Origin of the sequence: Tardiphaga alba (genome assembly GCF_018279705.1) — a bacterium.
Lineage (GTDB): Bacteria > Pseudomonadota > Alphaproteobacteria > Rhizobiales > Xanthobacteraceae > Tardiphaga > Tardiphaga alba.
This window is the reverse complement of record NZ_CP036498.1, coordinates 1,403,486-1,425,567: the sequence shown is the minus strand read 5'-3', so window position 1 is coordinate 1,425,567 and position 22,082 is coordinate 1,403,486. Positions and strand designations below refer to the sequence as shown.

Annotated in this window: 20 protein-coding genes; 10 read left to right on the top strand and 10 right to left on the bottom strand. The window is 63.0% G+C overall.

Annotation, left to right across the window (positions count from 1 at the left end):
• Window positions 1–978 carry a glycoside hydrolase family 26 protein gene (locus tag RPMA_RS06735; protein ID WP_211912094.1) on the top strand — a complete coding sequence of 326 codons (978 nt, stop codon included), beginning with the start codon at window positions 1–3 and terminating at the stop codon, window positions 976–978.
• 6 nt (window positions 979–984) lie between these two features.
• Here RPMA_RS06735 and RPMA_RS06730 read toward each other — a convergent pair whose 3' ends face one another.
• Both RPMA_RS06730 and RPMA_RS06725 read right to left on the bottom strand, forming a co-directional pair.
• A complete protein-coding gene (locus tag RPMA_RS06730; RefSeq protein ID WP_211912093.1) occupies window positions 985–3,288 on the bottom strand; it encodes a GumC family protein in 2,304 nt (767 codons plus the stop codon).
• A gap of 110 nt (window positions 3,289–3,398) precedes the next feature.
• Entirely contained in the window at window positions 3,399–4,100 is a 702-nt protein-coding gene (locus RPMA_RS06725; RefSeq protein WP_211912092.1) for a polysaccharide deacetylase family protein, read from the bottom strand.
• Window positions 4,101–4,486: 386 nt separating this feature from the next.
• Here RPMA_RS06725 and RPMA_RS06720 point away from each other — a divergent pair, with 386 nt between their 5' ends.
• Complete coding sequence (locus tag RPMA_RS06720; RefSeq protein WP_211912091.1) at window positions 4,487–5,452, top strand: glycosyltransferase family 2 protein; 966 nt, start codon at window positions 4,487–4,489, stop codon at window positions 5,450–5,452.
• 55 nt (window positions 5,453–5,507) lie between these two features.
• Entirely contained in the window at window positions 5,508–6,842 is a 1,335-nt protein-coding gene (locus tag RPMA_RS06715) for an O-antigen ligase family protein (RefSeq protein WP_211912090.1), read from the top strand.
• On the opposite strand, the gene RPMA_RS06710 is transcribed toward RPMA_RS06715, so the two are convergent.
• Window positions 6,827–8,020, bottom strand: a complete 1,194-nt coding sequence (locus tag RPMA_RS06710; protein ID WP_249225580.1) for a glycosyltransferase family protein — start codon at window positions 8,018–8,020, stop codon at window positions 6,827–6,829. The two genes, RPMA_RS06715 and RPMA_RS06710, sit on opposite strands and share 16 nt — an antisense overlap.
• A 155-nt stretch (window positions 8,021–8,175) precedes the next feature.
• Here RPMA_RS06710 and RPMA_RS06705 point away from each other — a divergent pair, with 155 nt between their 5' ends.
• The 4 genes from RPMA_RS06705 to RPMA_RS06690 all read left to right on the top strand — a co-directional run bounded on the left by RPMA_RS06705 (window position 8,176) and on the right by RPMA_RS06690 (window position 12,855).
• The gene (locus RPMA_RS06705) at window positions 8,176–9,084 is read left to right on the top strand and encodes a DUF6492 family protein (RefSeq protein ID WP_211912089.1); all 909 of its coding nucleotides are present in this window, start codon (window positions 8,176–8,178) and stop codon (window positions 9,082–9,084) included.
• Window positions 9,085–9,111: 27 nt separating this feature from the next.
• A complete protein-coding gene (locus RPMA_RS06700; protein ID WP_211912088.1) occupies window positions 9,112–10,554 on the top strand; it encodes a lipopolysaccharide biosynthesis protein in 1,443 nt (480 codons plus the stop codon).
• A gap of 208 nt (window positions 10,555–10,762) precedes the next feature.
• Window positions 10,763–11,704 carry a cupin-like domain-containing protein gene (locus RPMA_RS06695; protein ID WP_211912087.1) on the top strand — a complete coding sequence of 314 codons (942 nt, stop codon included), beginning with the start codon at window positions 10,763–10,765 and terminating at the stop codon, window positions 11,702–11,704.
• On the top strand, window positions 11,701–12,855 hold the full coding sequence (locus RPMA_RS06690) for a GNAT family N-acetyltransferase (RefSeq protein WP_211912086.1): 1,155 nt from the start codon (window positions 11,701–11,703) through the stop codon (window positions 12,853–12,855). Before RPMA_RS06695 ends, RPMA_RS06690 begins: the two co-directional genes overlap by 4 nt.
• On the opposite strand, the gene RPMA_RS06685 is transcribed toward RPMA_RS06690, so the two are convergent.
• The 7 genes from RPMA_RS06685 to RPMA_RS06655 form a co-directional block, all read right to left on the bottom strand.
• Window positions 12,839–14,134 (bottom strand): type III PLP-dependent enzyme, encoded by a 1,296-nt coding sequence (locus tag RPMA_RS06685; RefSeq protein ID WP_408056512.1) that lies wholly within the window; start codon window positions 14,132–14,134, stop codon window positions 12,839–12,841. The genes RPMA_RS06690 and RPMA_RS06685 overlap by 17 nt on opposite strands.
• A complete protein-coding gene (locus RPMA_RS06680) occupies window positions 14,121–15,659 on the bottom strand; it encodes an AMP-binding protein (RefSeq protein ID WP_211912085.1) in 1,539 nt (512 codons plus the stop codon). Before RPMA_RS06680 ends, RPMA_RS06685 begins: the two co-directional genes overlap by 14 nt.
• A complete protein-coding gene (locus RPMA_RS06675; RefSeq protein ID WP_211912084.1) occupies window positions 15,656–15,919 on the bottom strand; it encodes an acyl carrier protein in 264 nt (87 codons plus the stop codon). Before RPMA_RS06675 ends, RPMA_RS06680 begins: the two co-directional genes overlap by 4 nt.
• A 26-nt stretch (window positions 15,920–15,945) precedes the next feature.
• The gene (locus RPMA_RS06670; protein WP_211912083.1) at window positions 15,946–16,803 is read right to left on the bottom strand and encodes a hypothetical protein; all 858 of its coding nucleotides are present in this window, start codon (window positions 16,801–16,803) and stop codon (window positions 15,946–15,948) included.
• 131 nt (window positions 16,804–16,934) lie between these two features.
• Window positions 16,935–17,720, bottom strand: a complete 786-nt coding sequence (locus RPMA_RS06665; protein WP_211912082.1) for an FkbM family methyltransferase — start codon at window positions 17,718–17,720, stop codon at window positions 16,935–16,937.
• Between the two features lie 410 nt (window positions 17,721–18,130).
• Window positions 18,131–19,039 carry a LysR family transcriptional regulator gene (locus RPMA_RS06660; protein WP_211912081.1) on the bottom strand — a complete coding sequence of 303 codons (909 nt, stop codon included), beginning with the start codon at window positions 19,037–19,039 and terminating at the stop codon, window positions 18,131–18,133.
• A gap of 72 nt (window positions 19,040–19,111) precedes the next feature.
• Window positions 19,112–20,086 (bottom strand): DMT family transporter, encoded by a 975-nt coding sequence (locus tag RPMA_RS06655; RefSeq protein WP_249225579.1) that lies wholly within the window; start codon window positions 20,084–20,086, stop codon window positions 19,112–19,114.
• 90 nt (window positions 20,087–20,176) lie between these two features.
• Between RPMA_RS06655 and RPMA_RS06650 the strand changes: the two genes are divergently transcribed.
• From RPMA_RS06650 to RPMA_RS06640, 3 genes are all read left to right on the top strand, one after another.
• Window positions 20,177–20,665, top strand: coding sequence for an Lrp/AsnC family transcriptional regulator (locus tag RPMA_RS06650; RefSeq protein ID WP_211912080.1), 489 nt, complete (start codon window positions 20,177–20,179; stop codon window positions 20,663–20,665).
• Between the two features lie 226 nt (window positions 20,666–20,891).
• Entirely contained in the window at window positions 20,892–21,641 is a 750-nt protein-coding gene (locus RPMA_RS06645) for a F0F1 ATP synthase subunit A (protein WP_211912079.1), read from the top strand.
• 95 nt (window positions 21,642–21,736) lie between these two features.
• Window positions 21,737–22,057 carry a DMT family transporter gene (locus RPMA_RS06640; RefSeq protein ID WP_211912078.1) on the top strand — a complete coding sequence of 107 codons (321 nt, stop codon included), beginning with the start codon at window positions 21,737–21,739 and terminating at the stop codon, window positions 22,055–22,057.
• Window positions 22,058–22,082: the final 25 nt, after the last annotated feature.

Genomic DNA, 22,082 nt, shown 5'->3' with positions numbered 1-22,082 from the left:
ATGTCCGCACGCACCACCCTGCGCCTGGTGATCGCCGCATTGTTGCTCGGCCTTGCCGTCACGCTGTCGGTATCCGGCACGGCGGCGCCGGAACCATCGATCGCGACGCTGCCCACCGCCAAATATGCCGGCGCCTTCGTCAGCTGGGGTGATCGCGGCCGTGAATTCAATCTGCGGAAATGGGAAGACGAGCTCAACCAACCGCGCAGCTCGGCGCTCGCCGTCGATTACTATGCCCATGACAAATGGTCGGACTTTGCGGAGTATCGCTGGGTGCCGCTGCTGTGGCAGCGCCTGAACCCGTCACGCAACGTGGTCTGGTCGTTTCCACTGACGGTGAAAGGCACGCCGCTCGCCGACGTCGCCAACGGGTTGCATGACCGTGAATTCGCCGCGGCGGCGCAAGCCATTGCGGATGCGCAGCCGCGCGCGATCATCCGCATCGGCTGGGAGATGAACAGCATCGGCACGCCGTGGTTCGCCAAGGGCCAGGAACAGGACTACATCCGCGCCTTCCGGCATGTGGTCGGCATCTTCCGGCGCTATTCGTCGCAGTTCAAATTCGACTGGTGTCCGAACTGGGGACGACAGGAACTGCCAGCCGATTCCGTTTACCCCGGCGACGACGTGGTCGATTACATCGGCATGGATGTCTATGACTTCAAATGGCCAGGCAATGAAGAGAAACGCTGGCGCGACCGCTATCTCAAGGCCGATTACGGCCTCGAATGGCATCGCGACTTCGCGCGTGCGCATGGCAAGAAGATGAGCTACCCGGAATGGGGCGTCGGACAGTTCGGCGACAATCCCTATTTCGTGCAGAAGATGCACGACTGGTTCGTGCAGAACGACGCCGATATCGCCTATGCCGCCTATTTCAATGTGGACGGCGACTGGCCGACGCAACTCGACACCGGCAACTTCCCGAAATCACAGGCGGTGTTCAACAAACTGTTCCGGCGCACGCCGCCGCGGTGAAGCCGATCAGGCGTATTGGCGCTGCGCTGCCGGCGCTTGCTGCGCGCCGAGTTCACTGAACACGACGCCCACCAGCTTCTGCGCACCGCCATCGAGCCCTGATGTCGCGGCCTGCACATAGTCTTTCGGCGGCACGCGATCGGGGACGACTACAAACACGCCATCAATCGCATCGAGCAGACGGCGATCAGCTGCGCCGGCTGGGCCATTGGGACCATCAAGCACGATCAGATCATAGAGCCCGCTACGCCGCGCGGCTGCGAGCGCATCCAGTGCGGCGTCCTCGAAGCGAACGAGATCGAGACGCTGGATCGCGACGCCGCTCATCTCATCGACGGCCGGCATATGGGCCCGCTCGCCACCCGGCATCCCGGATCGTCCGACCCGCGAATTGAGGCGCTTGGAGATCGCCTGCGCGGAGCGGTCGGCATCGATCAGCAGCACGCGCCAGCCGGTACGCGTCGCGGCCAGCGCGACGTTGAGCGCCACTATGGTGCGGTCGTCGCGCCCGGGGCCCGTGGCTGCAATCGCCACCGGTCCGTTCTGCGAATGGCCTGCGGCAAGCCGCACCATCCGCAGCGATGCATCGGCGAAACGCTGCGAGGCGGGCCCAGTGAGCAAGGTCGGCCATCCCAGACGGACGATGTCGGGCCCGCCGGACAGCGGGAAGATGCCATTCAGGGTGCGCAACACATCGGCTTCCTGCAGCCGGACATAAACGGGCTCGCAGAGCTGAGCGACCGGCGCCGGCATCGGGCGCGGCTGGTGCTGCGGCAAGGGCTGAGGCTTCGGCTGCGACGGAGGTGCCTGAACGACACTGACCGGCTCGGCTTTCGCCTTGCGGCCACCATCCGGCCCGCGCGGCGGACCCATGGTGGGCAGTGGGGCGAGCAACCATGCGAACCGGTCGAGCAGGATGATGCATGCCATAGCGCCGAGTGCGCCAAGCGTGAAGCCGATCATCGCGAGCAGGCTCATGGGCGGCGGGAAGATGCGCCGCTGCGGCGTCGTCGCGGCACCGATGATGCGCGCATTCGACGTGTTCAGGCTTTCCTGCTCCTCGGTTTCGCGCGAACGCTTGAGGAAGGACTGATAGATGGCGCGGCTGGCTTCGACTTCGCGCTCGAGTTCGCGCAGCTCCACCGACGCCTGGCCGAGATCCGAGCTTTGCCGCTTCTGGGCATCGAGCGCCTTGGTCAGCGACGTTTCGAGATCCTGCGCGCGCGTGATGTCGTTCTTCGCGAGCTGGGCGAAGCGCGCGAGTTCCTCGCCGATATTCACGCGGAGATCATCGACCTGCTTATTAGCCATGCGCAGCGCCGGATGCAGCGGGCCGAGTTCGCCGATCAATTCGGCCTGCTTGCGGCGGGCTTCGGCGAACTGAGTACGCAGATTGGCGATGGTCGGCGACATCATCGCTTCTGGAATGGCGCCGGGATCGGTGGCGTTCTTGCGGCTTGCCTCGATCTGGCTGTAGCGCGCCTTGGCATCAAGCAAGGCCGCCTGCGCATTGGCCAGCCGCTGGGCGCCGGACAAAAGCTGCTGATCGCTGACCTGGGTATCCTGCGAGCCGATGAAATTATTGCGCGACTTGTAGACGGCGAGATTGTTTTCGGCGACGCGCAGTCGCTCCTGCAGCTCCTTGAGGCGGCCAGACAGATCGATGGTCGCGCGCCGCGCGGCCGCCGCCTGGGATTCCTTGGACTCGATCATATACGCATCGGCGACCGCATTGGCGAGCAATGCCGCCTTGGTCGCATCACGCGACCAGACTTCGATATCGACGATGAAGGTGCGGTCGGTGCGCTTGACCGCGATATGCCGTCGCAACGCATCGATCGCCGCAGCCTGTTCGTCGATCTCTAGGGTGCGCGCATCGGTATTGGAGCCGAACAGACGCGACAGGAAGCCGAGCGTGGCGCCGCCGCCGAATTCTGGATCGTCGCGCAGCTTCATGTCATCGACGACCTTGCGCAGCACGCTGCTCGACGTCATCAGGCGCACCTGACTTTCCGCAACCATGGTCAGGCCAGACAGGTCCTGCGAGCGCGGGGTGAGCTCGCGCTCCACCAGCTGGAGTTCGCGCGGATCGATATAGAGCTGGGTGGTGGCGGCGAATTTCGGCGTGAGGCTCTTGCCGATCACCACGGCGATCACGGCGCAGGCCAGCGCCGCGCCGATGATCCAGACGGCCCGGCGGAGCAGAAGCCGGATCAGATAAGTGAGGTCGAACGCAGGTGTCGTGGCCGCCGGACGATCGCGTCCTGGCGTATCCGGCCTCCGGTCAACTGGCTCGTCATACTTGAACATTCGCCGTGCCCGAGGCCCCTCAACGCAACACACACCGATCGCGTCTCGCCCTTACGAAGGGTTAACCATGACGCGGCGCCGATAATTGCGCGGGAATGGCAAATATTCAGTTAAATACCTGTGAGGCGAACCGCTTCCGCGACGCTGGCGACCTGAATTTTGCGCGCGGCGGCGCCGGCCAGTGCATGCCGGAGCAGCGCCGGCGAGCAGATGAATTCGCCGGATCGTGTCGCGACCTCATGCGCGTAGAAGATCAGCCAGCCATTCAGGGCACACACGTCATCCAGTGCGCAGTCCACGCCGGCCGCATCGATATGGGCGTCTTCCAGCGGCGTGCTGTGCAGGAAGTGGGGATCGATACGCCCGTGATTGATCCCCGGCTGCACGCTGCGGCAGGTCTGGAAGCGCCCCGCCAATGCGCGCTTGTGGCCGTAGTCGCCGAGGCCCCAGGGATAGGCGAAATTGCGCAGCGTGATCGACGGATCGAGCGCCCGAAAGAAAGCTTCGTTCCGGTCGCCTTCTGCCGCGAGCTCGGCAGGCCCGAGTTCATACATGCGCTTATGCGTATAGGTATGGCAGGCCAGTTCGTGCCCGGCGCGATGCAGCGTCAGGAGTTGTTCACGTGTGGCGTGGCTCCACAGCGGTTCATCCGTGCCCGCCAGGCTACCGGCCACATAGAATGTGCCATGGCAGCCATATTCGCCAAGGATCTCGGCACCCAGCGTCGCGGCGCTGACCGGAACGTCATCGAAGGTGAAGCTGACAAGCGGACCGGGATTGCGCATCTGCTTCCGCGCGACGGCGACATGCATTGCCAGCCGATGCTGCACGCGGGCTGACAATCGCGGCCACAGCGCGTCCGGCCAAACACCCGATCGCGACGCAACCGGAGATGCAGACGGCTCATCAGGCTGGGATAGCGACACGTGCATTACGATTAAGGAGAACTCGTTGGAGTAGAGGGACAGTAGCACAGAAATGTGTAGTAACAGTCGGTTAACGGCTCTTAAACCATGTAAAATACCGCTTGCGACAAATAGTCTTTGCGCGACCTCAAAATAACGCTGCTTTAGACGTGCCGCGGTAGATTTCCACGCTGCGTCACGATGCGCAAGTCGGATACCCGACTCGCGATCAGCACGGACAGCGATCGATTTCCGTGTAAAGCGGCTGCCGATCTCCGATAGGGTGTAATTCCATGACCGCGTCGCGTGAAGTCGCATATTCCTCGGCAGAAACAGGCGTTACGGCCGTTGTCTGCGTGCCGGCTTTCCGACGCCCCGAACATCTCCTGCGCACTCTCGCCTCGGTCCAGGCCCAGCGCACATCGCACCGGTTCGCCGTCGTGGTGGTCGAGAACGATGCTGGCCGCACCAGCATTTCGACGGCGCTCAACTTTTTCGAGAGTTCCAAACTGCCCGGCGCATGCGTCGTCGAGACGCAGCAGGGCAACTGCCATGCGATCAATGCGGCCTTTGCGACGGCCATGGCGCAGTTCCCGAATGCGGAAATGCTGCTGATGATCGATGACGACGAGATCGCTGCGCCGGATTGGCTGCATCGCATGATCGAAGCCGCCATCAGCAGCGATGCCGATGTGGTCGGCGGCCCCGTGTTCCCGCAATTCGACGACGTCACCAAGCGCGACCTCAGCCGGCATCCCGCATTCTGCCCCGCCTATATGTCGAGCGGCCCGGTGCCGATCATCTATGGCAGCGGCAACTGTTTGATCCGACGCCGTGTATTCACGACACTGACACAACCGACTTTCGACGTGCGGTTCAACTTCCTGGGCGGCGGCGACACCGACTTTTTCACGCGCTGCCGGCGCGCCGGCCTGAGCTTCTACTGGGCTGCCGAAGCCGTCATCACCGAAACGGTGCCGCCGGTGCGCACGCAGCCGGGCTGGATCGCTGCGCGCGGGCTGCGGATCGGCGCCATCAACTATCAGATCCGCGCCAAAGTGACGCGCACCTCGCTCGACCGCATCGCGCTGCTCGCACGGGTGATCGCGACATTGCCGCTGTCGGTATGGCGTGCCGGACGCATCGCGCTCACAGAGCGAAAACTGCTGATCGCCATGCATCCTATCACCGTGGCTGTCGGCGGCGTGCTGGCCGCTATCGGCATCGAGCCGCAACCCTACAAGGCGAAATCGGCGTAACGCGATGGCGAGTAGCGGACATCATCCTCCGTTCGACCACACCGACGGATTGCGGATGCAGGCGCCCGCCCTGTCGGCACCGATCAACAATGCAGGCCTCATCGCGTTCATCCGCTGCTGCATCGTGATCGGCTCGCTGCTGCTGATCTGGCTGACCTTCGAGCCTTTCGCCAATCTCCAAAATACCAGCCTGACCGAGATCGCGACCGGGCAGCTCGCCACCACCTACATCACCTTCGGTTCGCTGGCGCTGCTGGCTGTCGCCCTCTGCGCCAGTGACAGCCTACCGGCGCTGCGATCGCTAGGGACGCCGGTCAATATCGCCTTTGTGGCCTGGATGCTGATCAATATCGTGGCGTCTCACCTGCCGGGATTGTCGCTCCAGCGCTTCACGCTGACGGCCAGCGTCACCGCGCTCGCCTTTATGATCCCGCTGCTGCCATCGAGCCGCGCGCAACTCAATCTGTGCCTCGCCATTTCCGCAGGCCTTCTCCTGGCGATCTGCTATCTCGGCCTGCTGCTGATTCCCGACTACGCGATCCACTCCATCAGGGACGCCGTGGAAGCCAATCTCGACGGTGACTGGCGTGGCGCCTTCTCGCACAAGAACATCGCCGCACCGGTGATGGCGATCCTGATCTATCTCGGGCTCTATCTGATCCGCACCGAACTCACGGTGGCTGGCATCTTGATCACGGCAGCCGCCGTGATCTTCATGCTCAATTCCGGCGGCAAGAGCTCGACCGGCTTCTGCGTTGCCATCCTGCTGCTGGTGCAGATCGTCTCGCGCGTGCGTGGCTTCGCGATGAAATGCGCGATCTGCTTCGCCCCGCTCCTTCTCATGAACGTGCTGGCGGTGGGGTCGGCGATCAGCCCCGCCCTTGCCGGCATCGTCGCGACACTGCCGATCGACACGACATTCACCGGCCGCACCGGCATCTGGGAATTTGCGCTGACGGGATTCTTTGGGCGTCCGATCTTCGGCTATGGCTATGGCGCGTTCTGGAACAACCCGGCCAACCAGACCACGATCGGCTCGGCCTTCGAATGGGCCACCGATGCCTCGCACAGCCATAACGGATATCTCGAACTCGCCTTGAGCATCGGCTTCCCCGGCCTGATGCTGGCCCTCGCCGCCCTGCTCTATATGCCGCTGCGCGACTATCAGCGCATCCAGGACGGCGACCAGAACCAGCCGCTGGCGCATTTCCTGCTGACCGTGTGGCTGTTCGGAATCTATCTATCGACGATGGAAACGTTCCTGCTGGATAAGCAAAATCCGATCTGGTTCCTGTTCGTCATCGCCGTCGCCGGGTTGCATTACCTGTCGCGCTTCCGCCTCAAGCCGGATGCGCGCGACGACCGCATCGCCGCTCAGACCTCGGCGTAGATCGCGCGCGCCGTATCGTCCCACCATGCCTGCGCATCGATGGCCGCGTCCGATGGCGCCGTGCGAACGGATTCGAGAATTGCACGCGCATAGCCATCGGCATCCGCGTCGCGCGCCACGAGCGTAATCGTGCCGCGATCGATCATCTCGCGAAAGCGGGGGTGATGGTCGAATTCATGAACATCTTCGGGAGCGGTCACCACGATCGGGCGCCCTGATTGAGCAGCGGCGATGATGCTGGCGCGACGGGCCGTCAGCCCCTCGTCCAACTGATAGCAGAATGCGTCGACCTGCTCGAACAGGCCGAACATCTCGGCATCGGACTCGATGAAGCCACTGACCACGACATCCGACGCAATACCGAGCGCTTCCGCCTTTGCGTGGAACATCTCTTCGATACGATCTGTGCCGCGGATGAAGGAGCCGATATAGACAAGCAGCGGCTTGGCGCCCCGCGTCTTGAGCGCCGCACCGATCGCGAGGACGGCCTCCGGCTGCTTGCCGGGATAGATCGAGCCGAAATGACCGACGATCAGTTGCCCGTCGCGCTTCGCTGCGATCATGCGCTGACGCAGCGGCGAGTCCGCGATATGCGGGGGCGTCACGATATTCGGCGGCAATGGCGCCAGTACGCAGCGGCCAGCCAGCCAGCCGACCACGGGGTCCGCAGCCAGCTGGCGCTTCACCAACAGCGAGAATACGACGATCCGATTGGCCAGCAGCAACGCCGGGATATAGGTCAACCGGCGGGCCCAGTGCAGCGAATCCCACTCGTGCTGAATGACGACCACGCGGCGGCCGCGCAGGCGCGCCAGTGCCAGTGCCGCCAGCGGCCGCAACACGACGCGCTTCCAGCTGACGATCGGGAAATTGCAGGTGACGGTGCGCGCGCCGCGCAAGGCGCGCCAGAACTCACCGAGCGTGCCGCGCGCGCGCGTGAAGCTCACATCGATCCGCATGCCGGGATCAAGAGCATCGAGCGCATCGGACAGCTTTTGCGTGAAATGGCCGACACCACATTGCATCTCGGCACCGGCACCCAGGCAGATCACATGACGCTGCGATGTCCCGGCGGGCAGAGCCGATGAATCGACGACAGCGTTCACCGCGGTAGCCTCGGCCACCCCGTCCGCCAGACCAGACCGATTGGTAAAGGCGGCCTTAACCATGAGAACCATTGACGATCGATCCGAAGGAATTTCGAATCGGAATGAAATACAGTTGAAACTGCAATTGATGCAAAACGCATGTGTCAGTGATTTTACGAGAGCAGAGATGTCGTTCGCACGTCAACGCACTGCTCATTGTTAGATGAAGTTCAGTTAAGAAATCCATGACCCGACGCGAACATGACACGGTCTCGCTGATCACGCCAAGCTATCGGGGCGACCTCGAGCGCTCGGCATTGCTGTTCGAAAGCGTCGACCGCTTCGTCTCGTCCTTCGAGCGTCACTATGTCATCGTCCATGACGAAGACCTCGCGCTGTTCAAGCCGTTCCATGGCGGGCGGCGCGTCGTCATGCGCGCTTCCGAGCTGCTGCCCACATGGTTGCACGAGATCCCGCTGCTGCGCTGGCGCCGCCGCCGCTACTGGTGGTCGTTGCGCGCCAAGCCGGTGAGCGGATGGCACACGCAGCAACTGGTCAAGATCAAGGCCGCCGCGGTCCTGCCGGAGGATCGCTACTGCCTGATCGATTCCGACAATGTTTTCTTCCGCCCGTTCGACGTTGCGACCATCGCGCCACCGCATCCGCCGACCCTGCGGATCAATTACGGTCACGCGGACGACAGCCTGCCCGGGCACCAGACCTGGGTGAGGACGGCCCGCGACATCCTCGGCATGCCGGCACCGACGTTCCCGGCCGACGATTTCATCGACCAGATCATCATCTGGGACAAACAGATCGTGCAGGCGATGATCGCGCGCATCGAGACGGTGACGGGACGGGAATGGTCCGAAGCACTGTGCCGCGCGCGGGATTTCTCCGAATACATGACTTATGGCAACTTCGTCATGGGCACCGATGCCTTGCGCGACGCCGCAGAGATCACCACGGAAAGCCTGAGCAATACGCACTGGACCGAGGACGTCCTCAGCCCCGAGCAAATCATGGCAATGATCGCATCGGCGTCACCGCGGCAGGTCTCGCTGTGCATCCAGTCCTTCAACAAGACGCCGGTCAGCCAGATCCGCGACACGCTGCATGCCTATCTGGCATCGCAATCGAATGCTGCCGCGTGACGGCGGCGAACATGCGGACGTCCTGAGTTGTCGCTGGTCAAGCAAACCTCGGTCTATTTCGCAGCCAACGCGGCATCCGCGGCGTTCGGCCTGCTCAATGTCGTCATCTTCACCCGCCTGATGACGCCTGCCGAATACGGCATCTACATCATCGGCACCGCGCTCGCCGCCATCATCGGCGCCATTCTCTTCACCTGGTTGCGGCAGGCCATCGCGCGCCATGAAGCCAAGGCCGACGGCACCGACATGCGGGCGACGGTGATCGCCGGCTTCCTCTGCATCAGCCTGCCGCTTCCGCTCGTCGTGCTGGCCGCCGCCCATTTCAGCGCTTACGATCTCAAGGCCGTTCCGGCCGGCATCGTGTTCGCGCTCTGCGTCGGCTTCTACGAGCTCAGCATCGAATTGCTGCGCGCGCGACAGCAGACCCACCACGTGCTCTACGCGACGCTCGGCCGCGCGGTGCTGGTGACATTGCTCGGCTGCGGCGTGCTCTATGTCGGCGGCGATGGCCGCGCGCTCCTGCTATCGGGCGGCGTCGCCTATACGCTCGCGGCGCTGCTGGTCTCCCGCGAGGTGTGGGGCCGCACCAAGATTGATTTTTCGCAGACCCGGCTGTGGCACTTCATTGCATGGGGCATGCCGCTGACCTTCTCGATCGGCCTGCTCGCTCTGGCGACATCGACGGACCGGTTCATCGTGGCCTATCTCGCCGGATCCGGCGCGGCCGGGCAATATGGCGCATCGGTGGATCTGGCGCGCCAGGCGCTAATCATTCCGGCCATCAGCGCCGCCTCCGCCTTTGTGCCGATCGCCGTAAAACTGCTCGCCAATGAGGGCAAGGAGGCCGTTCAGACCCATCTGAAGAGCTGCCTCGAACTGCTGCTCGCCATCACGCTGCCCTGCTGCATCGGCTTCGCCATGCTGGCCCCGCGCATCAGCAATCTCGTGCTCGGCGAGGAATTCCGCGCCGTCGGCGCCAGCATCATTCCAATCGTCTCAATCGCTGTGATCTTCCAGATCTTCGTGCAGCAATATCTCCACATCAGCTTCTTCCTATCCAGCCAGAACCGCTTCTATCTGATCAATGCGGTGGTCACCTTCGTGCTGGGGACGATCCTCTCCTATTTTCTGATCGACGCATTCGGCGTCCATGGTGCAGCCTGGGGTCGTGTCGCATCCGAAATCATCAGCCTGCTCAGCGCGCTCTGGCTGGTGCGCAGCGCGTTCACGCTACCGTTCCCGTTAATGAAGTCGGCGAAAGTGGGGCTCGCCGTGGGCGCCATGGCCGTCACGATCGCCATCATTGATCCGCTGTTCCGGGACTGGGACAGGATCGCCGTCGCGGTGCTCGTGCCGTTCGGCGCGGTCATCTATCTCGCCGCCTGCTGGGTGCTCGACGTCGCCGATATCCGCGGCAAGGCCATGCGCGCGATTGTGCGGTTTCGTTCCCGGTTCGCGCCCCAGGATTGAGATTTCGCAACAGCTGCGAGTCTGAGATCGACACCATCTTCCGGTAACCTTGTGCGCGGATTTGGACCGGAATCACCGGCACAAATACTTCAAATGCAAAGTTGTGAGCGTATGTTCCGACCGTCCCGGTACTCATATCCCGGGACTGCGCCGGGTCAGACAACAGGATCGACGCAATCACTCTTCGCAGGGATTGGAGAACAGAACCATGGCCGACCGCATTTTGGTGGATTGGGACGAAAACAATGCACAGCTCTGGGGACATCAGCCGATCCTCATCAAGCACAATCTGCATCAGTCGCCGCTGTTCTCGCGGCAAGCGCTCGCAGAACTGATCGAAGCCTATCCCCGCGAGCACTACAATCTGATCCAGACCGGCCCGCGCGAAAGCCGCCGTGTCTGGCGTGAAGGTGATTTCGGCGGCCTCAGCGGCCTGCAGATCATCGACGCCATCGATGCCGGAACGCTGTGGCTGAATCTCCGCAACGTCACTGAAGTGGATCGCCGCTATCGTGAAGTCGTGCAGCAGCTGTTCGGCGAGATCAACGGCCACGTGCCGGGCTTCGGCGCGCCGCAGCACACGGCAGGCATTCTGATCTCCTCGCCCAAGGCGCAGGTGTATTATCACGCGGATCTGCCCGGCCAGGGCCTGATCCAGATCCTCGGCAGCAAGCGTGTCTATCTCTATCCGACCACGCCACCGTTCCTCACCCCGCAGCATCTCGAAGACATCGCGCTGTTCAGCGTCGAGGTCGATATGCCGTTCGAAAACTGGTACGACAAGCACGCGCTGGTCTACGACTTCAAACCGGGGGAGATGCTGCACTGGCCGCTGAACGCGCCGCATCGCGTCGAGAATCTCAACACCGTGAATATCTCGATGACGATCTCTTATACCGACGAGCAGATTCGCCGGCTGCAGATGGTTAATTTCACCAACGGATTGCTGCGCCATAAATTCGGCTATCAGGCCAAGAGCCGCACGACGTCGGGACCATCCTATCTCGCCAAGCGCCTGCTGCAGCGCGCTTTGCGCAACAGCTCATGGCTGCGCCGCGAGCGCACGGCCCGTCAGTCTGTGGACTTCAAGCTCGACAAGGCCAAGCTGGGCGAGATCATCGACCTGCCCAAGACGGCCGACGCTGCATGAGCCAGGCCGCCGGAATGATCTCCGGCGTCCGGATCCCCCAGATCCGGCGCGACACGTCGCATTACCTCGTCGAGCTGACCTCCAGCTGGGACGACGTGGCGGCGCGTTTGCGCGCGGATATGCTCCATGCGCACAAGACGCCGTTCCAGCATTGGCACTGGCTCGGCGCCTGGTATGACGCGCACCGGCACGACCGCAACAACGCGCCGCTGATCGCGATCGTTCGCGATCCGCGCCAGCATGATGTGCTCGCGATCATCCCGCTGATCGTGCGGTATCAGCACGGCGCCCGCATTGCCGAATTCGCCGGCGGCGCCGACTATAATGCGCCCATCCTCGGCTCGGCCGCGGCCGATCACCCTATCGATCCCGCTCTGCTCTGGGCGTCGCTGCAACAGGCTTTGTCAGCGGCAGGCGGCTGCGACGTCGTGCGCTTCAGCAAGATGCCTTCTGTGATCGGCGACCTGCCCAATCCGCTCGCCTCGCTTGCTCTCGCCCGTCCCTGCGCGATCGAGGGGCATCAGCTCATCATCGATGACGACTACGAGGCCCATCGGCTCGGGCGCGAGCGCACCTTCCGCAAGGAACTCGAGCGCAGCTGGCGCGTCTTCACCAAGCATGAGGGGGCTCGCTTCGAGCGGATCACCGACATGGCCCGCGCGCTGCACGTCTTTGCGACGCTGGAGATGCAGCAGAGCGAACGCATGCGCGGACTGGGCCAGGACTATGCCCTCGACGACAAAGACAGCTCGGCGTTTCATCGCGACGTCATCGGCCGCGGGCTGGATGAAGGTTATGTCGTTCTGACAGCCCTGACCTGCGGCGAGACCATCGTCGCGACCCTGCTCGGCATCTGCATCGAGGCGACCTATCTGATGGTCCGCATCAGCAATGCCGGTGGCATCTGGACCAATTGCTCGCCGGGACGCCTGATCATCGACCGCACCATGGCGGCCTTGCATCACGACGGCATTCGCAAATTCGATTTCAGTGTCGGCAGCTACGACTACAAGCGCCGCTTCGGCGTGACGCCACTGCCGCTTTACGATCTCGTCGCAGCCGTAAACTGGCGCGGCCGCGTCATGCTCGCGGCCGATCGCATCGTGAAGTCGTGGCAGGCCCGCGTCGCTGCGCTCAAGCCGCAGACATAACCTCGACCACACCGCTTTCGACGAGAATTTCACCGGCCTCGGGCTGGCTGAGAAACCCCGACGGGCTCGCCGTGCGGCCATAGGCGCCCGACTGCAGCACCGCGATCAGATCGTCTGCGGCGAGATCCGGCAGATCGGTCTTGCGGGCCAGCGTGTCGAGTGGCGTGCATAGCGGGCCGACCACGGTGGCCGGCGATGTGTCACGCGCATCCATCCGCGCCGGCGCCACGATCGGATAGTCGCGCTTGATGATCTGGCCGAGATTGCCGGACGCCGCGAGATGATGATGCATGCCGCCATCGGTGACGAGAAAGCGCGTACCACGTGACAGTTTCGAGGCGTTGACTGCCATCACATAGACGCCCCCGGGGCCAGCAAGAAACCGTCCGGGCTCGACAATGGGACGCGCGTCGGCAAGCAGCGGATCGGCGCGCAGCAGGCGCTGCAGATCCGGAACGGCCTTGGTGATCCCCGCCAGATCGAGCGTGCCTTCGCCCTGGAAATAAGGAATGCCGAGGCCACCGCCGAGATCGATGGTGTGCAGCGGCTTTCCCGCAAGGGCGGCGACGCGCGAGGCCACATCGATGGCGTGACGCCACTGGGACAGCAGCACATCGACATCGAGAATCTGCGTGCCGGCGAACAGATGCACGCCGCGCAGGTCCAGCGCGTCCTGCGCCATCACCGCAGCGACGACGTTTGACAGATCTTCTTCGTCGAAGCCGAACGGCGCCGGCTTGCCGCCCATGCGCATGGCGCCGCCTTGCGCGGCCGCCACTGGATTGACGCGGATCGACATGCGGACGCGTAGACCGACCCGCGCACCGATCGCGGCCACGCGGGCGATCTCCTCGTAGCTCTCGACATGGACTTCGTCGATGCCATCAGCGATGACGGCTTCCAGTTCGGCAACGCGCTTGCCGGGACCGGCAAACAGGATGCGATCCGGCGCGACACCTGCGGCACGCGCCGCGCGATATTCACCGATCGATGCGATCTCGACACCCGCGCCTTCGGAGGCAAACAGGCGAATGATCGCCGGTGCCGGATTGGCTTTGACGGAATAATGGATATGCGCAAAGCCCTGCAGCGCCTGCTTCAGCGCGCGGTAATTCGCCCGCATGACGCCGCCGTCATAGATGAACAGCGGCGTGCCATGATGTGCGGCGAGTTCGCGCACCGGCAAGCCGCCCACGCACAAATCCGCACCGGACACACTGAAATGACGCTGGACCAGCGTCTCCGTCAGCGTCGGTGTCATTGCGTCAGCCTGCGACATGCTTGCCCCGTTGCTGCGCCAGCAGCGGATAATCGATCTTGCCGTTCGGCGTCGTCGGTAGCGCATCGACGAATTCGATCGCGCGCGGGACCATGAAAGCCGGGAGCTGCTGCGACACCGCCTGCAGAATAGCGGCAGCATCCGCCGTTGCGTCGCGCGCGACGGCGACGGCATGCACCTTCTGCCCGGCTAGCGGATCGGGCAGACCGATCACCGCCACCTGCTTGAGAGCGCCTGTGGCCATCATGACTTCCTCGACCTCGGATGGACTGATCCGATAACCGGACGACTTGATCATCGCATCGGCGCGACCGACGAAGCTGAAATAGCCCTCGTCATCCTCGACGACGAGATCGCCGGAGTAACATACGGTGTCGCCGCCCTGGATCGCCGGCACGAACGGATTCGGCCGCAGCACCTTCGCGGTGTCGTCGGGCCTGTTCCAGTAACCGAGCGAGACCGTCGGCCCGCGATGCACGAGAATGCCGGGTTCGCCCGGTTTGCAGCGCATCCCGTCCGCCGTGACGGCGAACACCTCGCATTCGGGAATCGCACGGCCGATCGATGTCGGCCGGATATCGACTTGATCGGGCGGCAGGAAGGTCGATCGGAACGCTTCGGTCAACCCGTACATCAGGAAGATCTGCGTATCCGGAATCAGTTCGCGCAGCCGCTTCGAGGTCTCGGACGGCACGGCGCCGCCAGAATTGGTGATGTAGCGCAGCGACGGCAATGGCGTGCGCGCCAGCGACGGCGCAGCCTTGGTCAGGATGGCCCAGATGGTCGGCACGCCCGCCAGACCGGTGATCGCGTGCTGCTGAATGGCACGCACGATCTCGTCGCCGAGACGGAAGCTGAACAGCACGATCACGGCGCGTTGCTGCACCACCGTGAGGAACTGATTGAGGCCGTAGTCGAAGCTGAAGGGCAAGATCGACAGGATGCGTTCCTGCGCGGTTATGCCGAGATACTGGATCACGATCCGCGATCCCGCCAGCAGATTGCGATGACTGAGCATCACGCCTTTCGGCCGGCCGGTCGAACCAGATGTATAGAGAATCGCAGCGAGATCCTCGCCCAATGCAGCCTCGCGCCTGGCGCTGACGGCTGGTGCGGATTGCGGCGTGATGTCCTCGACGCACAGAATGGCTTTGAGCGGCACGCCGTCCAGTGCTTCGCGAATGCCATCCAGCGCAGCCCGCGAGGTGATCACGATACTGGCGCTGCAATCCGTGACGATATGACGGACCTGCGGCATTTTCAGCAAGGCGTTGACCGGCACGAACACGCCGGCCGCATGGCTGACGCCGAAGATCGCCCAGCATTCCTCGATGCTCTTCGGCAACGCGATGGCCACGCGCTCGCCCGGCACGAGGCCATGGGCGCGCAGGACCTCCGAACAGCCGACGACATGACGCAGCAGTTCGCCATAGGTCAATGTGCGCGCACCATCGATGATAGCGGTGCGCGGCTCGTCGGCGGTGCCGTCGAGCAGGTGGTGAAGGAGATAAGCGGGCCGGGTCACGGCAGTTTGCGCTCGACCAGCGCGACGAGATGCGCCGGGGTCTTCAGATTGTCGGCGTCGAAGTCATCGTCATCGAGCGCGATGCCGAACTGTTCCTCGAGAAATGTCACGACTTCGAGGAAGCCGAGTGAATCGATGGCCGCGCTGCCGAGCAGTGGCGTGTCGGTGTCGACGGCGCCAAGCAACGGAAAGCGCTGCTGCAGATAGCCGGTAATTGCCGCGCCGATGGCGGCGGTGTCCGTGATGGTCCCTGTGGTCATTGGCCCCTCCAAGATGTGCGGCAGGTTCAAGCCGTGCCGAGAAACACGAATTCAGAATAAGCGAGATCGACTTCCGCGCTGCCGCGCGGCCCCTTGATAAAAGTCGGCTCGGTCCAGCGCGCTGCGAAACTGCCCGCTGCGGAGTCTTTGCGGGTCGCATCCATGCGCAGGAAGAGCACCTTTTGTCGCAGCAGGAAGCGCGAGATGGCGCCGAGATTGTCCGTGACGAGCTGCTTGGACGCGGCGCGGATGAGGCGGACGCCCGGCACGCCGCGGCGCTGCATCGGCGTGAAGATGAGCGGCGACACCTGCCCGCCCGTCCGCAGGGCGCCGACGATGCAGCCGAGCGCGCGATGCTGCGCGAGCAGATGACGGTCATCGGCAGTCAGTTCGTCATACGCGTGCTCGAATGACAGCACGGTGGCGGAACCACCGAACCGCATCGCGGTGAGCGGCAACAGATAGATCAGGAAGCCTTCGTCGAGCAGATCGAAGCCTAGCCTGCGATTGATGACCTGCGCAGCGGGATTCGGCGTAAGATCGAAAAACACGGTGTTCGCAGTGGCGACGACCTTCTTCATCATCCGCGCAGCGAGCCAGCGATGCGGCTCGTCCATGTACCAAGCGGCAAGATGAATGACATCGGTCATCCCCGTCGCATCCGGCCGCTGGCTCGGGATCGTCAGCACCACGCCTGCGTCATCATTGCCGACGGTCATGAGATAGCCGATGGGCGGATGTCGCGCGGCATCGCGCATGGTTAAGATTCGCTGAAGACCTGCGCGCCAGAACGCATCGTCACGTTCGGGAAAGCCACGGACGAGAATCGACGTGGCGACGTCGACATTGCTGTCGTCGATCGGGCGCAAGTCGAGAGAGGCCATGGATTCCCACCGGTCATTCAAACGGGCCTTCCTTGGCCACGTCATATAGATACAACCAGTAGAGATAGATCCGACTAATACCGACGCGCTCCCTGCGCGAAATCAGGATTCAGCGTAAAAAAATCGCCACCCTATCGTTGCGTGATGTCGGCAGCGGCGGGTTCCACACCCATGGACCGCCAACTACGCGTAGTCTTGCGGATCGCAACCGTGTCCTGCCCAGCGCTCAGCAATGCAAAGCCACAGCGCACAAACATCACGGACAGCGCATCGATATCGCCCGCTTCCATGCTTTCGGTCTCATAGATCACGAGTTTCGTGGTCAGCGCCGCGAAATCGAACTGCGACAGGATGGCATAATCGAGCCCCTCGGCATCGACGACGACGATGTCCGGATCCCGCTCGTCGATCTCCGCCAGAAGTTCCGGCACCGTGCAGCAGGGCACGTCCTGCGAGCGGATATAGGATTCGATATCGGGAATCTGGTCGCCGAATTTGCGTATCTGATCGGCCGACAGTGTGCCGACGCCGCGCGCCCAGCGGGGCAGCCGGCCTGACGAGCAATCCAGCGAGAACATGGTCATATGCCCGGCTTCGCTGGCGATGGCTTTCTGCACGTAGCGCAGGCCCGGAAGGCCGCGATAGGTGTTCTGCAATTCGCGATGGTAATTGGCCTGCGGCTCGACAAAAGCGCCGCGCAACCCGTGACGGAAGATCGCCAGGTTGAGCGGATCCGACATGTAGCCATCATTGGCGCCGATCTGCAGGAAGCTGCGCGCGCCATCCTCTCGCACCAGCTGATCGACGATCGCCTCGACGCGCCGCATCCGGTAGCCGCCGAACTGGAAGGCGAACTTGCGCAATTGCGACTTCTGTCGCGCGGACAGCGACTGGGCCGCGAGGGATCGAAGGCTCACTTTGGCTACTCCTGTAAGCCAGCAGCCTTCATGCAAAGGCCTTAAGGTTTTGGTACCGATGCGCGACACGCCTGCCGGTGACGCATCAGGAGATCAGCACATGATTAACGATCGCAGGGCGCCGCACGCTCGATCGCATGTTTGGTTGTGGATGTGCTCATGAGCAGAGCTGCGACCACCAATGCGGCACCCGCCGCGAGATAAGGGAACAAACCTAAAGCCAATATCGCCTCCTGCCGAAGTTCGTCTTCGATCGATGGCGATCCTCGTCCCCGGGCCTTTCCGGTGACCTAAAAAAAGCGGTTGCCGGTTGGTGAACGCCGTCGATGGTTGAGAGGATGCAAACGCGGCAAGGGAAACCTTTACGATCGGGCAATCATATTTGCCGACCAGACCTCATGCCCATCCGGTCACGTCGTTTCCGCATCCGGACGCGTGCGGCGGAAGATGGAGGCGCGGGCGGTCAGGCCGGATGCGATGAAATTCGCCACAGTCTGCACGCGGTTGAGGCCGACCACGTCGAGATGGGTAGCCATCCAGTAGCTGCGCGTGAAGGAGACATCCGGCAACACCATTTCGAACACGGGGTCATCGTGAACGGCGTAGTCATGCAGGATGCCGATGCCGGCGCCGGCGCGCACGGCCGCCATCTGCCCCATCGCCGTCGCGCATTCGAAGCGGGAATATTCGGGCCTGTAGAGCTGCGGCACGAAATTCAGTCGGTCCGCAAACAACAGATCCTGCACATAAGTCACGACGGAATGCGCCGAGAGGTCGTCGATGGTCTGCGGCTGCGGATGGCGGTCGAGATAGTCGCGCGTCGCATAGAAGTGTAACGAGTAATCGATCAGCCGACGGATCGACAGCCGCCCTTCATCGGGGCGATCGATCATGATCGCAAGATCTGCCTCGCGCTTCGATAGCGAGAGCGTGCGCGAGATCGGCACCAGTTGGATCGTCAACGTCGGATATTGCCGCTTAAGATCGGCGAGCAGCGGGCAGAGAAACAGCGTGCCGAAACCATCGGGCGCCGCGATGCGCACGGTGCCGGCCAGATCGGATTCCGATTGCGACAGGTCGCGCTGGGCGCGCAGCAGGTTCGACTCGATGGCCTCCGCCGAGGCCAGCAGGCGCTCGCCGGCTTCGGTGAGCACGCTGCCGGTGGGGCGGCGGTCGAACAGCCGGCATCCCAGCGACTTTTCCAGCGCGATCACGCGCCGGCCGACGGTGGCATTGTCCATCTGCAGCGTCGATGCCGCCGCAGAGAAATGCCCGCCGCGCGCGACCGCCAGAAATACGCGTATATTGTCCCAGTCCATCCCACACCCGCACATCTGCAAGGAAGCTGACGGGTATTTACGGCATGTCGGCCGGGCGGCCAACCGCATCGATCAGGCGCCGGCAACGGCCCGGCCGCGGCGCGCATGGGCCTGATGGGCGCCGATACAGGTCCAGACGCTGAGCACCACAAAGGCGAAGGCGGCGCTTTCGAGCAAAGTCGGCCATCGCCGCTCCCACACATAGCCGTAGAACAGCGCGAACAGCGTCTCGAACAGGATCATCTGTCCGACCATGGTCAGCGGCAGCAGCCGGCTCATGCGATTCCAGAACGCATTGCCGACAATGGAGGCCAGCACCGCTATGGCGATCGACACGCCGGCGAACTGCGCCCAGGCCAGCGCATCATGCGCGACGGTGCCGGCAAGGATGGCCAGCGGAATGAGAACGAGGCTCTGCGCACCGGTGACGACGCCGGTGAGGAGATTCCAGTCGGAGGCCGAGATATCGTTCAGGCGCGCCAGCGCGCGGCTGTTGCCGATCGCAAAACAGGTCCATGAGACCAGCGCTCCAATCGCACAGAGCAAACCGATAAGCTGTTGTTGCTGCGAGGCTGCGGACGGCACCTGCAGCGCCTCCAGGCCGATCATGATGGCACCCGCCGAGCAGAGAATCAGCGACGGCATCAGGCGGCCGAGCGGCACGGCGCCCGCGGCCCGGCTGCCGATGATGGTCACCGCGACCGGCAGGAAGCCGATCACCAGCGAGGTCATCGCGATGCCGCCGATCTGAACCGCGCTGGTCAGCAATGTGTAATAGAGCGTGTTGCCGGCAAGTCCGAGCCAGAGCAGCGCGCTCCAGTCGCCGCGGCTCAGCTTGCGGCAAAGCTGCCGCCAGCGCGGCGCGATCAGCAGTGCCGAAATCGCGCCATAAACGAGATAGCGCCCGGCGGCCAGTTGCAGCGGGCTGAAAGCGGGCACCAGCTCCGGCGCCAGAAAGACCAGCCCCCAGAGCGCGCCAGCCCCGGCCCCGAAGGCGATGCCGAGGGATGTTGTCGTCTGCTGCGATCCGGACATCGAACTGGCCATTGGCGGAAATCTTGTTCTACCGAGCGATATCATCGCGCAAACGAGAAAAGTGCTCTTGATTGAGGCCCGAAATGCAACAAATACTCGCGCATGACGCGCAAAGCTTCTCCTTCCCGCTCTCTCGACCCATTTGACCGCGCCATCCTTCGGCTGGTGCAGGAGGACAATCGTACCCCGCAGCGCACGATCGCCGAGGCCGTGAATCTCTCGACCGCGGCGGTCCAGCGCCGCATCACGGCGATGGAGGCCACCGGCGTCATCGCGCGCAACGTGGCCATCGTCGATCCCGCAGCCGTGGCGCTCACCATCACCGCCATCGTCGAGGTCTATCTGCGCGATGAGCGCGCGGCGACCGTCGATGCCGCCAAAGCCCGCTTCCGTGACGCACCGGAGGTGCAGCAGTGTTACTACGTCACCGGCGGCACCAGTTTCGTCCTCATCGTCGTGACGCAGGACATGCGCAGCTATGAGGCCTTCACCCGCAAACTGTTCGAGGAGAACGACGCGGTGAACAACTATCGCACGCTGGTGGTGATCGACCGCGTCAAGACCGACACGCAGATCGTGATTCCGGATTAGCGGCTCGGGGCATCGACTGCGCCTCTTGAACCGGCCGGTGGACGTGCTATGAAGCCCCCGGCGCTGGACGACCTGCGCTGGCCTAATTCGTCGGGGACGGCCCCACATCTCTTTTGGGAAGAGATGTAGGGAGTGCCGGTCCGACCACCGATTCCCCCTGCATCCTTCCACCACCTTCGCTCCGTTGCGAAACGGCAGCGCGCTTTATCGTGTGTGACAGGACGCCATGGCAGGACCTATTGAACAATTCGAGATCAAGCCGCTGCTGCATCTCGGCGAGATCGGCGGACAGCAGATCAGCATCACCAATGCGACCGTCTATATGTTCCTCACGGTCGGCATCATCAGCGCTTTCATGCTGCTGGCGACGCGGCGCGGACGTCTTGTTCCGAACCGCTGGCAGTCTTCCGCAGAGATGACGTTCGAGTTCGTGGCGAAGACGATCCGCGAGAATGCCGGCGAAGAGGGCATGCGCTTCTTCCCGCTCGTGTTCTCGCTGTTCTCCTTCATCCTGGTGGCCAATCTGATCGGCATGGTGCCTTACGTCTTCACGGTGACAAGCCATCTGATCGTCACCGCGGCGCTGGCGATGCTGGTATTCCTCACCGTCACGATTGTCGGAATCGTCCGCAACGGTTTCGGCTTCCTCAAGCTGTTCGTGCCTACTGGCGTGCCCGGCTATATCGTTCCGTTCATCGTGCCGATCGAGGTGATTTCGTATCTGTCGCGCCCGGTGAGCCATTCGGTGCGTTTGTTTGCGGTGATGCTGGCTGGACATATCACGCTTAAGGTCTTTGCCGGCTTCGTGGTGGGCCTGAGCAGCCTCGGCGCGCTGGGCATTCTCGGCGCCATCATGCCGCTGCTCATGGTGGTGACATTGACCGGACTCGAGTTCCTGATGTCGGTCATTCAGGCCTATGTCTTCACGATGCTGACCTGCATGTATCTCAACGACGCCCTGCATCCCGGTCACTGACGCAAACGCACCCACTGAACAAACCGTATTTCGGGAGGACGGCCTCCCCATATCGGACATATCGACCGGGACGGCCCGGTCATGAGGAGGTCGACATGGCCTGGATCTATCTTGTTGCAGCTGGTGTTTTCGAAATCGTGTGGGCCTACACGATGAAGCAATCCGAAGGCTTTTCAAAGCTTTGGCCGAGCGTGATCACCATCGTGACGATGATCGCGAGCTTCGCGCTGCTGTCGCTGGCCATGCGCACGCTGCCGCTGGGCACGGCCTATACGATCTGGACCGGGATCGGCGCCATCGGCGCATTCATCGTCGGCATCACCGTGCTTGGCGAGGCCGTGACGATGATGCGTATCGCGGCCGCTTTGCTGATCGTTTCCGGCCTCACCATGATGAAGCTGTCGGCCGTCTCGTAAGACGCACTCCTCCGACCACCCCACA